General features: G+C 46.2%; 12 protein-coding genes and 2 pseudogenes. 8 read left to right on the top strand and 6 right to left on the bottom strand.

Translation table 11 applies throughout. The features are described 5' to 3' along the window. Nucleotides 1-393: 393 nt before the first annotated feature. From pdxY to B9P82_RS10890, 3 genes are all read right to left on the bottom strand, one after another. A complete protein-coding gene (gene pdxY / locus B9P82_RS10900) occupies nt 394-1,251 on the bottom strand; it encodes a pyridoxal kinase PdxY (RefSeq protein ID WP_101700334.1) in 858 nt (285 codons plus the stop codon). Between the two features lie 11 nt (nt 1,252-1,262). Further along, nucleotides 1,263-2,528 carry an aromatic amino acid transporter gene (locus tag B9P82_RS10895; protein ID WP_016151548.1) on the bottom strand — a complete coding sequence of 422 codons (1,266 nt, stop codon included), beginning with the start codon at nt 2,526-2,528 and terminating at the stop codon, nt 1,263-1,265. A 188-nt stretch (nt 2,529-2,716) separates the two neighbouring features. Beyond that, nucleotides 2,717-4,087: a tyrosine phenol-lyase gene (locus B9P82_RS10890; protein WP_016155590.1), complete on the bottom strand. Its 1,371-nt coding sequence runs from the start codon at nt 4,085-4,087 to the stop codon at nt 2,717-2,719. Nucleotides 4,088-4,865: 778 nt separating this feature from the next. On the opposite strand from B9P82_RS10890, the gene symE reads away from it, so the two are divergent. After that, entirely contained in the window at nt 4,866-5,228 is a 363-nt protein-coding gene (gene symE, locus B9P82_RS10885; RefSeq protein ID WP_101700333.1) for an endoribonuclease SymE, read from the top strand. Nucleotides 5,229-5,290: 62 nt separating this feature from the next. On the opposite strand, the gene B9P82_RS10880 is transcribed toward symE, so the two are convergent. The 3 genes from B9P82_RS10880 to B9P82_RS10870 are packed head-to-tail and all read right to left on the bottom strand — an operon-like array spanning nt 5,291 to nt 6,564. Further along, complete coding sequence (locus tag B9P82_RS10880; RefSeq protein WP_016151545.1) at nt 5,291-5,776, bottom strand: Hcp family type VI secretion system effector; 486 nt, start codon at nt 5,774-5,776, stop codon at nt 5,291-5,293. Between the two features lie 18 nt (nt 5,777-5,794). Further along, nucleotides 5,795-6,121: a DUF1493 family protein gene (locus tag B9P82_RS10875; protein WP_046275102.1), complete on the bottom strand. Its 327-nt coding sequence runs from the start codon at nt 6,119-6,121 to the stop codon at nt 5,795-5,797. Beyond that, nucleotides 6,115-6,564 (bottom strand): STM2901 family protein, encoded by a 450-nt coding sequence (locus tag B9P82_RS10870; RefSeq protein ID WP_101700332.1) that lies wholly within the window; start codon nt 6,562-6,564, stop codon nt 6,115-6,117. Before B9P82_RS10870 ends, B9P82_RS10875 begins: the two co-directional genes overlap by 7 nt. Before the next feature lie 258 nt (nt 6,565-6,822). On the opposite strand from B9P82_RS10870, the gene B9P82_RS10865 reads away from it, so the two are divergent. From B9P82_RS10865 to B9P82_RS10835, 7 genes and pseudogenes are all read left to right on the top strand, one after another. After that, a complete protein-coding gene (locus tag B9P82_RS10865) occupies nt 6,823-7,695 on the top strand; it encodes a phosphorothioated DNA-binding restriction endonuclease (RefSeq protein WP_101700331.1) in 873 nt (290 codons plus the stop codon). Between the two features lie 126 nt (nt 7,696-7,821). After that, nucleotides 7,822-8,913: a hypothetical protein gene (locus tag B9P82_RS10860; protein ID WP_143704268.1), complete on the top strand. Its 1,092-nt coding sequence runs from the start codon at nt 7,822-7,824 to the stop codon at nt 8,911-8,913. Nucleotides 8,914-8,954: 41 nt separating this feature from the next. Beyond that, nucleotides 8,955-9,120, top strand: a pseudogene (locus tag B9P82_RS10855) (ogr/Delta-like zinc finger family protein). A 15-nt stretch (nt 9,121-9,135) separates the two neighbouring features. Then, nucleotides 9,136-9,334, top strand: a pseudogene (locus B9P82_RS10850) (phage polarity suppression protein); the annotation flags it as partial. Nucleotides 9,335-9,471: 137 nt separating this feature from the next. Continuing rightward, on the top strand, nt 9,472-10,050 hold the full coding sequence (locus B9P82_RS10845) for a YagK/YfjJ domain-containing protein (RefSeq protein ID WP_101700329.1): 579 nt from the start codon (nt 9,472-9,474) through the stop codon (nt 10,048-10,050). Between the two features lie 107 nt (nt 10,051-10,157). Continuing rightward, complete coding sequence (locus B9P82_RS10840; RefSeq protein ID WP_101700380.1) at nt 10,158-10,367, top strand: helix-turn-helix transcriptional regulator; 210 nt, start codon at nt 10,158-10,160, stop codon at nt 10,365-10,367. A gap of 1,169 nt (nt 10,368-11,536) precedes the next feature. Then, the gene (locus B9P82_RS10835; RefSeq protein WP_101700328.1) at nt 11,537-14,824 is read left to right on the top strand and encodes an STY4851/ECs_5259 family protein; all 3,288 of its coding nucleotides are present in this window, start codon (nt 11,537-11,539) and stop codon (nt 14,822-14,824) included.

The following is a 14,824-nucleotide window of genomic DNA, read 5'->3' as shown; positions in this document are numbered from 1 at the left end:
ATCGAAACGAAGCGACTGGCTTTACGATTTGTCGGCGCTGACTAAAATAGCGCCGATGTTTCAAATCGAGGATTGTTGTTATGTTGTTCTGGAAAAAGATGGTGAAGAAGTTCGACGCCTTTTCCGCGTTGATCCCACCACGCTACTTCCGCGTGTAATGCCTGGCGCTAATGCCTGATGGCGCTTCGCCTGTCGGGCCTACGTTTCACGCTCATTTGTAGGCCGGATAAGGCGCAAGCGCCGCATCCGGCAGCAGAGAAAATGTTCTCCCCTTTCACTTACGCAGCCCGCACGCTCTTAACACCCTGACCCACAGACGAAGCCATGCAAAACGGTAGATCAGCGGATGCTGAAATCGTAGCAGTGTCAGAAACATAGAGCCTCCTTGCGGCGCTACAGCACCGTTGCCTGATAGCGAATTTGCGGCACCATTATCTGGTGACGCGCGTCTATCAGCCGCAGTTCATACGAGTCGTGCTCTTTCGTCAGCCGCATCACCGCGTCGACGACACTGGTGGTCCGCTCCAGCGCCTGCTTGTCCTCATAACCGTTGAGCAGTGAGGCCAGCATCACGCTGCAAATCAGATCCCCAACGCCCACCGGCATTTTGGCAAAGGTATACAGCGGCCGGGCGATGTGTAACGTCTGTTCCGCCGTCACCAGCAGCATTTCAAACGCCTGTTTGTCGCGCGAGCAGTCGCCGAGATGTTTCACCAGCACCTTCTTCACGCCCCACGCCACCAACTGCTGCGCCGCTTCCACCACCTCGTCAAAACTACGTAGTTGTCTGCCCGTCAGCACGCCCAGCTCATAGAGATTCGGCCCCATCACATCAGCCAGTTGAATGGCATCATCGACAAAAAAGGACTCCACGCCCTGCGCGACGATGCAGCCTTTTTGCGGGTCGCCCATCACCGGATCGCAAAAATAGAGCGCCTGCGGATTACGCTGGCGAATGGTGGTGACCGCGAGCTTCACCTCTTCGCAATGGCGTTTGTCCCCGAGATACCCGGACAGCACGGCATCGCATTGCGCCAGTTTTTGCAGATCATCCAGCCCGCTGATGATGGCGCTCAGCTCGCCGTGCGGCATCGCCATGCCCTGCCACATCCCGTACTGGGTGTGGTTGGAAAACTGTACGGTGTAAAACGGCCAGACATCGATCCCCGAGAGCTGCATCGGCAACACGGCGGCTTTATTTCCGGCATAGCCATAAACGACTGACGACTGAACAGACAACACGTTTTTCATTTTGACTCCGTCTAGCGAAACGTTGGCAGCAGACCAAATACGTCCAGAACAACCGTCAGATAGACAACCGCCCCACAGACAATGACCAGATTGAGCACGGTGTTATTACACGGCGCGGTATAGCTGGCGGTCGGAAAACGTTTCCGCGCCGCTTTCACCAGGAACGGCGGCAGGATCACGCTCCAGATGGTAAAGGCCAGGCCGGCGTAACCAATGGCGTGGACAAACCCGTTCGGGAAGAAGAAGCACACGGCGGCTGGCGGGAAGTAGGTCACCAGCGCGGTTTTCAGGCGCCCCATGCCGTCATCCGGGAAGTGAAACAGGTCGGCGATGTAATCGAACAGGCCAAGCGTCGCCGCCAGCAGGGAACTGGCTACCGCAAAGTTGCCGAAAAAGGTCAGGATCAGATCCATATAACGGCTGGTGAACAGCCCGCTGATGGCCTCGACAAACACGTCGATATTGCCGCCTTTGGCGATAATTGGCGGGAACGAGGAACGACTGATGTTGCCCATCGTGACGCCCAGCCAGAAGATATACAGCAGCAGGGCAAACAGCGTGCCGATGATAATCGAACGCGTAATATTTGAGATCCCGCTCGTGCCATACAGCTTCACCAGGCTCGGCACGTTACCGTGAAAACCAAACGAGATAATGCAGAACGGCAACGTCATCAGGATATACGGCAGGTACTGCGAATTGGGCAGCGCCACCGCCACGCTGTCGACAAGTTTCGCCACTTCGATATGACCCACCAGGCCAGAAAAGGTGGCAAAGAACGCGATAAACTTACCGATAATCAACACGGTAGTAATACGTCCAACCAACAAGGAGCTGTACCAGGCAATCGCCCCGACCAGCATACTGACGATCACCACCGAGATATTCGCCGGAAAGCGCACGCCGCTGTATTTGAACACGGTTTGCGCCATCACCGCCGACGAACCAGAGATATAGGCATAGGTCAGAATATACAGCACAAAGCCGAAAGCGATACCGACCACAATATTCCACTTTCGGCCTAATAAATCCTGAGTAAAGGTATTAAAACTGGCACCGGCGCCATAATGCAGGTTAACTTCGACCAGCATCAGACCAGTTAATAACATCATGATGGCGATAAACAGAAGAATAACTGACGCACCGGGGAACCATACGCCAGCCATCGCAATCGGCAGGGAAAACATCCCTCCACCCACTACGGTCGCGATAACCAACATGGTTCCGCTAATCAGTCCGGGGGTACTACTCTGTCGCTCAATGGCATTAATATCCATGATAAATGTTCCTGTAGACTATTCGTTATAATTACAGCTGTCATTTGTACATCATGCGGATAATAAAAATGTCGGAGTCAGGGTTTACTTTTGTAGTTATGTCACGGTAACGGGCACCGCAAAGGCTTCCTGTTCATGGAAAAGAAATACAAAAAAGCCCCATCCTGAGATGGGGCCATAATTATTATTTAGATATAGTCAAAGCGTGCAGTAAAGAAACGGAGTTGCTTCGGCTCGTAAATAAACTTCAGCCCGCGAATATCTTCTTTGTGCTGGTAAAGTTTAATAATACCGTCAGCCACCACATCCATATGCGCGTAAGTATAAACGCGGCGTGGAATAGTCAGACGCACGGTTTCCAGTTTCGGCCTGTGGTGTTCACCGGTCACGTTATTACGGCCTGCAGAGATAATTCCGCGCTCCATACTACGTACGCCGGTTTCCACATAGATACTGGCAGCCAGGCTTTGCGCCGGGAACTCGTCCTGCGTCAGATGCTCGCAGAAGCGACGCGCATCAAGGAATACCGCGTGACCGCCCACCGGTTCAACAATCGGTACACCAGCGGCTTTCAGCTTGTCGCCCAGATAGCGAACCTGCTTCACGCGGTGCTCGATGTACTCATACTGCATGGCTTCGCGCAGACCAATCGCCATGGCTTCCATGTCGCGTCCGGCCAGACCGCCGTAGGATGGCATGCCTTCGTAGACAACGACTAACTCTTTGGCAGAAGAGAACATTTCGTCATCGTTCATGCACAGGAAGCCGCCGATGTTCACCAGACAGTCTTTTTTACCACTCATGGTGCAACCGTCGGCGTAGCTGAACATCTCATGCACGATCTCTGCGATGCTCTTGTTCTCAAAGCCCTGCTCTTGCTCTTTGATAAAGTAGGCGTTTTCTACGCAGCGGGTAGCGTCGTAGAACACTTTAATGCCGTGTGCTGCAGTCAGTTCACGCACCGCGCGCATGTTAGCCATGGAGACCGGCTGCCCGCCTGCGAGGTTAACCGTGACTGCCAGGCAAATATAGGCAATATTCTCGGCGCCTTTTTCATCAATCAGTTTTTGTAATTTTTTAAGATCGATATCACCTTTAAAAGCAATATTCAGACCGGCATCGTGCGCTTCGTCACGAACGATATCGACAAACACCGCACCATTTTTTTCCTGGTGATAACGGGTAGTAGTGAAATACATATTCCCGGCAACATATTGCCCCGGTTTAATTGCCAGCTGCGATAACAGGTTTTCTGCGCCGCGCCCCTGGTGAGTAGGAACAATATGTTTAAAGCCAAACAGTTCCTGCACGGTTCTTTCCAGATGATAGAAGTTTTCGCTGCCCGCGTAGGCTTCATCACCCATCATCATTCCGGCCCACTGCTTGTCGCTCATTGCGTTGGTGCCACTGTCTGTCAGCAGGTCAATATAAATATCTTTCGAATTTAACAGGAAAGTATTGTATCCCGCTTCCTGCATTTTCTTAAGGCGTTCATCACGCGGGATCATAGATACAGTTTCAACGCTTTTAATACGGAAGGGTTCTGCCGGATAATTCATTTTGTTTCTCCAGTAACAGTGGTCATGTACGTATTAATGTGAAGTAAAGCATACCTGGCTCATCAATAAAGTCTGATGAAATATAACTATTCGCCTCCTGAGTCAGGGGGAGAAATAATGTGGAGGCACTATGCAAGATTTAATTGATTATGGAAATAGCCTGGTCAACATTAATCACTGGCAATAATTTAAAAAGCTGTAAATGTAGGTGATGCAAATCACACGTCATTTTTTTACCCGTTCATATTCAACAAGTTTTTTTTTGCGTGTTGATTTGCCATTTGCGATGGTGCCCCCGTGGAGAGGGGAAATACTGAAAACTTAACTTTCCAGGCTGTGCTCATACTGTATTGCTGAATGAGTACACCCCATTTTGTGAGAGTCGGATCACTTCACGGGTTTATATTTGTGATTCACATCACTAAAAGTGTAAAGCAAAGTGTACAAAACGGCGTTGTTTCAGAGTTTGCTATTTGCTTCAGTGAGTTAGATCGCATTTTTGGCCTGATACAGATGGGCGTTATTTTCTGGAAATGGCAGGTATCAGGAGGATGGGACAGGAATGAATTTATACGGTGAATAATACTATGTTTATTGGGATAGAGAGGATTTCTATTTATTCCGAAAGCGTGCTAATCGCGCTTATTTCATGTTATTTACATCTGGACTTCCCGCCAATTACTGGGGTAATTTACAGGGGTTTTATTAGCGCGATGCGAAGGTGCGCCAACACCTCCGCATCGCTAATCGCAGTAACTATTATCGGAGAATAGTCACCATGACTGATACGCATTGTATTGCAGTTTCATTTGATCCAGAAGTGTACGTCGCAGATAACCGTTGCCTGAAGGTGGGTTATGCGAGCGGTTATCCTGATTACAGCCGTTTGCCGGTGAAGTATGTCCAGTTTCCGTCCATCGTGATGAAGGGCCAGTGGCTTAAAGCCGCCGGATTCGACACCGGCACCCGCGTCGATGTGCGCGTCATGCAAGGCTGCATTGTGTTAACCGCCCGCACGCCCGAACCCGAAGAGTCAGAACTGATGAAATCCCTGCGCGCCGTGGAAAAGCTCTCCGCGCGTAAGCAAAAGCAGGTGCTGGAGTTTATCGGGGTGATTGCGGGGAAAACGGCGAAGGGGTGAGAGCGTGATGGTAATTGAGGCGCCGAAGGGCGCCTTTTTTGGGGTATTACGCCACTTTTGCTTTATGCCGTAGTGCGTTCGTTCCAGGCGTCGGTATATTGAATATTGCCATCTACAATACACCAGGTGATTTTTTCATAGCGCAGTTGTACGCTTTCCAAATGTCCGGTTCCCGTTACCGTACGTGTGTCATGCACGATTGGTGTCACTGATACAACTTTTACACCTTCAAGCAGGGTATTAAAGTATTCCACTTCCTGGCCTGCGTCGTTTATGTGATAGAACTTAAGTTCCGCACTTTGAAGTGTCTGACCTGTCGCAACTGCTTTGTAAAGGTATGGGCTGGAGGAATCGATCTCTTTGTCAAAAAGAAATGGGCCATGTTGGCGTGTGCCGGTTAGCTTTCCAGTGGCACCATCGGTTGGAATGCTAAGGTTATGTGTTAAACCACGTAACTCAATACTGCCTTCACGTCCCTGGACATCCGAGCCTCCACGAATCATCGCGCCACCATCGTCTTTTAAAAATAAATGAACGGGTACAGCCATTTTCAACACTCCTTGTAATCAATCATATAACCAGCGACCTGCTCTGGCTGACTCTGCAAACATTCGCACAGTAAGCGGTTTTGACACTTGTTTGATGGGTTCGTTGGTAAACCACTTTCTATAGACCGACTCTCTTTCCCACGGGTAATAGGCCTCGAAATCAATGACTGAAACATCAACGTTATATTTCTCTCCAAAATCATCAATGGCATACGGTAATTCATCCCATTCAGCGTAACCTTGCAGCGGCGTATCAAGTTCAATCGGGATAGGTTTGAAAGTAAACGTTACCGCGAGAGATAACTCCCCCCGAAAAAATTCTAATACCTCATTATCCGTCACCATACGCGATTTTCCTCTCTGGCAATGGTGTTGTAGGTATTCACCGTTTTATAGACAATTTGGGCGACATCACTTGCGAGTAATGCCCAACCAATCACAGGAATTGTTCGTCCAACGAATGCCCCCAGATTGTTAGTCATCATGGGTTTTAAATATTTGATACTGGCATTGGTGATGGTAGGAAGCCTGACGGGCAATCTTACGTTAAGAAACTCACGAGAATATTTGGAGGCAATTGATGTACCTTGTGTTGCCCCATATGGCTTACCCCGTGTTTTCAACAATGGTAGCCCAAGAATGATACATGACATTTCTACCACATCTTTAATTCCCCCAAATTGTTCATCAATTTTGTCGAGAAAAATCCAGAAAAATAGCTCACCTGCAGAAATGTTACAGACCCCTTTATAAAAGTATGTTCCGTTGAGTTCCTCTACTGTGTCCATCAGAGATCCTTCGATATGCAATAATTTGCATACTTATCGTACTCCTGCGTACCCTGGTGGGGGAACGGTAACTGCCGTGGCGTATGTGTTTTTCAGAAAACTTAAAAGTGATGTCGTTGATGTCAGACAACATGCCACGCATAGTGCTTTATCAAATTGATACCAATAAGTGACGTCGATAGCGCATCAACCCGTCTTTGCTTGATCAGGTGATATTTTGCGAGCATCATCGCAATTATTTACCTGATAATGAAATCAATGACTTCCAGTAAAACCCTGCAACAGGCAATTGCCGACATCACCATCTGGCGTAAAGGCGAGCAGCGTGCGCCGCACAAACCTTTGCTGCTGCTTCATGTGCTGGCGGGTTATCTGCAGGGTCACAGTCGCCTGTTTGACTACGGTTCGGAAGTTCGCGACCCATTGCATAGCCTGCTGGAACGATTTGGACCACAGCGCGCGCAGTACCGCCCGGATATGCCCTTCTGGCGCTTACAGGGCGATGGGTTCTGGGAGCTACAAAACGCCGAGCATTGCTCAACATCCGGCAGCAGCAAACAGCCCCCTGCCGGAGAACTGGTGACGCATAACGTTGCCGGAGGCTTTGATGAACAACATTTTGCCCTGCTGAAAAAGAACAAGAACCTCTTCAACGCCCTGGCCCAGCAAATCCTCGAAGCGCACTTCACCGAAAGCATTCAGGAAGAAATCGCGGATGAACTGGGGTTTGATATCCTGCAAATCCGCAAACAGCGGGACCCGTTGTTCCGCCAGCAGGTTCTGCGTGCTTATAACTATGAATGCGCCATTTGTGGCTTCAATATGCGCCACGACAGCACTTCAGTTGCGCTTGAAGCGGCCCATATCAAATGGAAACAGCATGGTGGCCCGTGCGAGATTTCAAACGGACTGGCGCTGTGTGCAATCCACCATAAAGCCTTTGATAAAGGTTCGATTGGGCTGGATGAGAGTATGCGAGTTCAGGTGTCATCCGCAGTGAATGGCAGCGGCATGGTGGGCAGACTGTTCTGGGATTTCGACGGTAAATCGATAGCGCTGCCTATGATGCGCGAGAATTATCCAAAAGAGGGGTTTGTGGAGTGGCACAGGAAAGAGGTGTTTAGAGGGTGATTTGCATACCTTCTTTTTCCCTGATAAATATCAATAATACGTTATTTTAATATGGGAAATTATTACAATTTTTAAAAAATACAATAAACATGCATATTTATTACCAAAATAAATTTTAAGGACAAAATGAGTATGACAACCTTTAAAAATAAAAGAAGCAAAACAGAACAACAAAAAATAAAGGAATTACTAAAATCATTACTACCTCATCTACCTCATCTTAGTTTATTATCAGCCGTCATAGGATTTATTAACATCTGGATATATCTTTCCCGCATTGGGAAATTAAACCTTCTTCCTTCATTCCTGGCAAGCCCATCCACGCTCCTAGCTATTTTTGCATCAATGTGTTTGATTTTAATACTATTTCTACTCTTTATTTTAATGCCTACAATTATTTTTTATTGGCTTTGTGCAATATCTAAAGACAAAGACTCAAAAATAACGATCTATCAAACAATAACGATTGGTCTTTTACTGTCAATCATAGGCTCCACTGACGTATTATATACTACAGGTTTTTTTATCTTCATCACTGCATTTTATATTTGTTACTTTTTTTATACAGCCCTACATAATAAACTTAAAATTAATATATTTGCACTCATCAAAGGTTTTATAATAAACATACCCACATTTATAATTATATCAATAATTTATAATAATACAGCTTTATCTGGCATAGATCGACTAGCTAAGATTTTAATTTTGTTTGTTTATCTTATCATAATATATATGCCATTAATTGCATGTGATGGAATATTAAATAAACAAAAAGGGAGAAAAAAGGAAAGTGCTGCACGAATAATAACAACAATCATCATAATCAGCATATATTTCATTGGTGTAATGACACCTGGAATACTTATTAAGTTAAACAACTACACTATATCATTCTCAGGTCTACGTAGTGATATTATGTTTTGGTATAAAATCAATAAAAATAACTTCCCATCAGAATGGTTGAAAAATAACTGGGGAATCAAAGAAACAAGTCAAAACGAAATTTGGATTCAAGGATACCCTGTAGTGCAAAACAATAATTTTACATTTGTTTGCCCCGAAAGAACACATAAGTTAATGAATGAGTATGTTAATACAAGGTTAAACTCATTTGTGAAAGAAAAATCTGGCTCTATGGACACAGGTAATTGCATATTAATCCAGAATAACCTTGAAACATCAATGAAAGTCACAGATGTAAAGAATAATAGATGAGCACCTCAGGGATAGAGATGTAGCAACCTACCTATGGTGGGTTGCTATATTATCACCAGTGTACCAATATCGAGTGTTCGGCCACTTTCCGCACCATCGATTCGGTTGACGGTGTGATACGTGCTGCGCCGGAGCCCTCCCGCGCTGGTGATGCCACCGCCGCCGCGTAAAGTACAGGGCTGCTACAGCTCGCCGTTCCGGCATTAATCAGGAGAGAGACACGTGACCACTGTGACATTACAGCAGGCCTTTGAGACCTGTCAGACGAACAAAAACACCTGGCAGAAACTTAAAGCCGAACTGGCCGACCTTGAACGGGAATACTGTGAACAGCTCCTTGCCGGTGACGAACAAAATCCCGCGCAGAATGCAGGATTTGCGCGACAATATCGATGTGAAAAAATGGGAGATTGATTATGCCGGATGAGCTCTAAATGTGAATGGCACGATTATGCGGGATACTTACACACAGTTCCCTGTATTTGCCGTATCCCTGCTTCTCTTAAAAATTACATCTCATCCCAATCCTTTGTACTCCACCTGACAAAGGATAAATCAATGCACACTCCTTACCCTTTTAATTCCAGATACACGATGAACTGGTTGCTACTGTCTCTACTCAATGACCACCTGAATCAGCTACTGAACCGATACTCGCGAATACAGGCACTCAGACTCGACCTGTTCTATCAGAAAGATACAGAGCGCTATAAACATTATTCATGGAACGAAACCGAACGAGAAGTACGTATACTGGTTGAACGCACCCTGCAGCACACAAATCTGGCAGGGTATTTCTGGGTACTCGAGAATTCTGTAGACCACGGCTGCCATGCCCATATCGTATTCTATCTCGACAGGCACCTTAACCAGGCTACCTACCCAATAGCTGAGAAAGTAGGAACAATATGGCGGGAAATAACGCAACGAGAAGGCTATTACAACCGTTGCGAGTACAAACCCTCTTATGAAGCCAGTATTGATAGGCCGGTGAACTACGCTGATACCGAAGCCATCGATAACCTGCGCTATATCATCAGTTATCTCGCCAAAGAAGAACAAAAGCACGGACACTATCACTACGGAGCCAGTGAGGTATCGCCGCCCAGCGGACTGGGGCGTCCTCGCACGGTGTAACTCGCGTTCTGCACTTTTTTACGTATCAATCCATTGATGTGGAAGGGCTGGTGGTAACGAACAATCACCCACCAGCTCAGGATAATCCCACAATGGAAGACAGCATCATGACAGAACAAATTTCTTTGCTTGATGACCAACTGGTGGATATTCGCTTCATCACGAAGCTTACAGGGCTTACGGACAAGTGGTTTTACAAGCTTATAAAAGATGGCCAATTCCCAAAGCCGATCAAGTTGGGCCGCAGTTCCCGCTGGAAGCAAAGTGAAGTCGAAGACTGGCTACTGCAACGTATTGCGGACTCACGAGGCGGTTGATCAGACCAACTCCCTCTGAATTTTATCGAAGTAAGTCCCCTTCGCTTCCCGGCTTTCTCTGACACTGCTCACTGTAAGACACCAGATATTGCCAGTAGCCCCCCTTAAAACGCTCTAACTTGATAAACCCGCCAGTCTGCCCGCACCGGGATGAACCAAACCTGCGTGTCATCTGGCGGTAAGGAACATTACACGTACGCAAAATCCTCTATCGCACTAGACGGTAATGCTCGCCTGATAAAGGGGAGTCACTGGTGCAGACTGACACCAGTCGTCTGTACAGACAGCGCTGCCCGACAAGCAGGACTTCAACTGTCGTGGGCAGATGGTGGCGCTCGGTGATACGACGCTGAAACTCATCAGTGCGCTGACGAACACAGGCACACTGGCCGCCAGAAAAACACGCAGACACAGTCACCAGCAGCGGTGTAATGCAGAGAAATGTTCTAGTGATGAATGACGAAAGTAACTTTGCCAACAATGCCCAACACACTACCGTATTTTCAGTGCACAGAGCTTTTTGCTGAACGCCTCAGGCACGCTCTGGACTGGTGGAGACGTACAGCTGACTTCGCATGGCAATATCACCATAAACGGTTTCACAGGCACCCTACTCAATACTGCGCAGTTATACGCAGGCAATAATCTATCCCTGCTCACTGCGTATATTGCCTCATAACTTGAAATTATGAGTAACATATAGGTATTTTCTACACGATGCCTCTGGTTATTAGTTCAGTAACCCCTTCCGCTGCGCGCTTAAGAATATATCTCCATTTAACGCATTGATAATAATATAGAAATACTCCTGCAATACATATAATGTAATGCATACACAGCAAACATCAACCCCATGTATTTTTGACTGATGATACAACTTTTATTACTCCTGGTTGTATAGTTCTCCTGATTGCTCTATATCATAGAAGATAAATTATTCGTCATTGTGCATAGCGACGCCAAAGTAAAACTTCCTTTTATTTGAAATAATAAAACAACTCGATAAATAGGATGGAATCAATCAATTTTTGTTATCATTTAAATAAAAACCACCTGTGAGATACACCCACAAAAATTAGTAGTTGAAGTTATACCAACACAAGAGTAATCTGATCTGTTTTTTTAACTAAAACTATAAGGTTTTTTCGCTTGTCTGTAAGGAGTTTGCCTTGAGTCAATCAGAATGCATTTCTTGGGTAAAATGTACTTCCTGGCTAAGTAACTTTCTTAATCGTAGAGGATTGAGACAACCTGATAGCCGTCCCCTATATGAATATCATGCGACCAATGATGAATACAATAATCTAACACAACTACTTCGTGCAGTTGGTCAAGTACAGAGTAATATCGATGATAAAGGTTACGCTGCCTGTTTTGTCCTTTTTTGCTCTGAATGGTATCGCAGAGATTATGAGCGCCATTGTGGTTGGATGTGGGACCCTATATATAGAGCATTGGGAGTATCATTAACATCGACTGAATTAAGGATTATTATCCCTAAAGGGATGGAAGGTTACTGGAACCGCCCAATCCGATTTTACGAATCAGAACGACGTAATTTTCTCGGAACATTGTTCAGTGAGGGGGGATTACCGTTCCGCTTACTGAAAGAATCGGATAGCCATTTTCAGAATGTATTCTCCCGGATTCTCAATCAATATGGGCAGGCACAACTGGCAGGATTTTCCATACTTTCTCTAGTAAGAACTGTCATAGAAAAATCAGCCCTGCCAACTGTTTTTAGCGAAGACACCTCTGTAGAACTCATCAGCCATATAGCGGAAAAACTCAGCTCGCTGGTTCTAATGTACAACCTGAGCAATCATACCGAACCCGTGAAGCAGCTTGATAAAGTGCATCCAAAATGGCGTGATGAGTTCCCTATGCCTTTGGATGATGAAACAGGTACTCGCTTTCTTAATGGGTTGCTATGTACTGCCTCCGTAGAGGCTAAATCCCACTTACAAAAAAATAAGGGTTCCGGTTGTCAATTCTATTGGTCGGAAAACCATCCCAATCAAATCCAGGCGATAATTTCGCTGCCTGATGAACTCCCCCTCCCAATCATCAGCACTCCCTCAACGACGCGATTTGAACTTGCCATTTATGAAGATGGTGAAGAAGTCACCTGTCTCGGCCCCGCCTATGCATCCCTGGAGAACGCCCATGCCAAAGTTCGCCTGCGTAAAAGTGAGTCGAGATTTGTCAGACGCCAGCCAGCTGCGAGCTTAACGATTGTTGCACGAACTGGAGGAATGATTGTTGGCACCATAAAACTTGAAGATAGTGAAATCGCCGTTGGCGAGGTACCACTTACTTTTGTTGATGATGAGGAACGCTGGTTATTGCAAGGGCAAGCTTCTTGTACTGTACGTAATAGCAATGTTCTTATTGCCTTACCTCAAGAAAAAACCACTATTTCAGGGTGTGAAGGCTCTCCAGGTACAGCGTCGTTATTAGGACTCAGAACACTGTCCGTAAAAGGACGCCAGGATATAACCATTTCCGGAGATGAAACATACAGGATCCGCACCGGGAGGGAACAATCTAATCAGAGCGGATTTGATTTTTATGGAAAACATGTTACCTGGAATTGCCATCCTGATGAAACATTCCTTGGTGTACCTAAAGTTACGGCGAAAAACCTGAATGCTGAAGATATACAATTCAAACGTTACCTGAGTGGCATATCGTTAGATGAATGTCAGGTACAAGAGATGATGGGTACGCAATATGTTTCTGTCAGAAATACTCACAATGAAACTCTACTGCGTCGAAAAATTGGGATCTTGCCGGCAGATTTTAACATTGAAATAAAGGGTGGTGAGCTAGCCAATGAAGGTTCCATTGTTATCTCAACGCAACATCCCTGCATGTCTGTCTTAAAAGATAAAACACTAGAGGTTGCTCGCAAACGCTCAGCAGGACAAACAGAAATATTACTTAAAGCAGAAGGAATACCTCCTGCGTTTGTCTCTTTGCAGATTTACCCAAATTTGGGTGCAGCCCCAGTAGAGATGACTCTACCTTTCCCTGCAAAAGGTTGCCTGGCCCTTGATGCAAATGGATGCACTCTGGATAAAAATATTACTCTGCATGATTTGCTGGGTTCGAGAGCCTTTTTATTTGGTAAAAATGGCGATCCGACACGTTTTTCACTGGAATTACATTTACGTTCCAAAAGTGGGTTACAGGCATGGCATGAATGGTGTTATACCGCGGGGGAACACCCCGTCGAACTCAATTTATACAGCCTGAGAGAGCATATTGAAAACTTACTGTCTCTTGAGACAGGAATTGACCAGGTTGTTGAGATGCAAATCAAAGGCGCAGGTGCTGTAATGAGCTGGCGGATTCGCCGCTATAAATACAGTTTACGCTATGATTATGAAAGAGAACTTCTCATCAGCCAGTCAACCCATTATCGCACCGGGCAAATGTCTTCACCTGTTATCATGTTATTGAGTGAGCCGGAGAGAAAAATTACCCCATTATCATCAAGAATGAGCGAAGGTGTACCGACAGGTGAATATGAACTGAATTCGGTTATTAATAAAAATGGACCGTGGTTAGTCGTCCCCAAACAGGGTGAGGAAATGGCGTTTCGCCCCTGCTTCATTCGTGGGGAACCTTCGTTACCCGTGGATGAAAGTAGTATTCGTTCATTGCAGAAAGCGACCCAGCTTTTTAATCCCCAGTCTGAAGTTAATACCATTACACTGGTACTTGAACAGATGGCTAACGATCCCGCTCATTCCGGCTGGCAATTTATGCGTTGCCTGTACGACCAATTTGGTTATCTGCCGCTGGCAACCTTTGAAGTTTGGCGTGCGCTAGTACAGCATCCACGAGCACTGGCGATGTCGCTATTTAAATTTGAGATGTCAGCTGAGTATCTGAGCCGCATTGAAAATGAGTTCCCTATTTTATGGGAGTTCTTCCCCATCTTCGAAATCAAAACTGCAGCCGATCGATTTAAATTGTTCCTGAGCCAAAAGGGTGCACCGGAAGAAACCCAGAATTTACTGGTGAAGAGCTTGTATCAGCGATTGGGGCTCGTTTTTCCGACATATGCCGACGAAATTGAGAAATGGTTAAGTTATGGACAATTCCCTCCGCCCATTCCAGAGTTCTTCATTCGCGAGTGGTATCAGGAGCTTTTACGTGAGCATAGTGAAGCTCGCTGGCCAGAGTACGGCAGCAAGCGGCTGCATAGCTGGATGACATCACAAAAAAATCCAGTGATCAGCATTAATCCTGACGCAGAATACCGCTATTCCGTTGCCTGGTTACCCGTCTTCGCCGCAGCTGTAGCAAGCGGCAATACCTCTTTTGAAGCCGTATTTGACCGTAAACCGGGTGCCGTATTTTTCCTGAGACAGGTCAGGGACTTCGATTCCCGCTGGTTTAAGGCCATCTTCCAGTGCAGCCTGTTGCGTTATTTTGCTCAAAAATAA

This window comes from Citrobacter sp. L55, assembly GCF_002850715.1.
GTDB lineage: Bacteria > Pseudomonadota > Gammaproteobacteria > Enterobacterales > Enterobacteriaceae > Citrobacter > Citrobacter braakii.
This window is presented reverse-complemented; position numbering and strand designations above follow the sequence as displayed.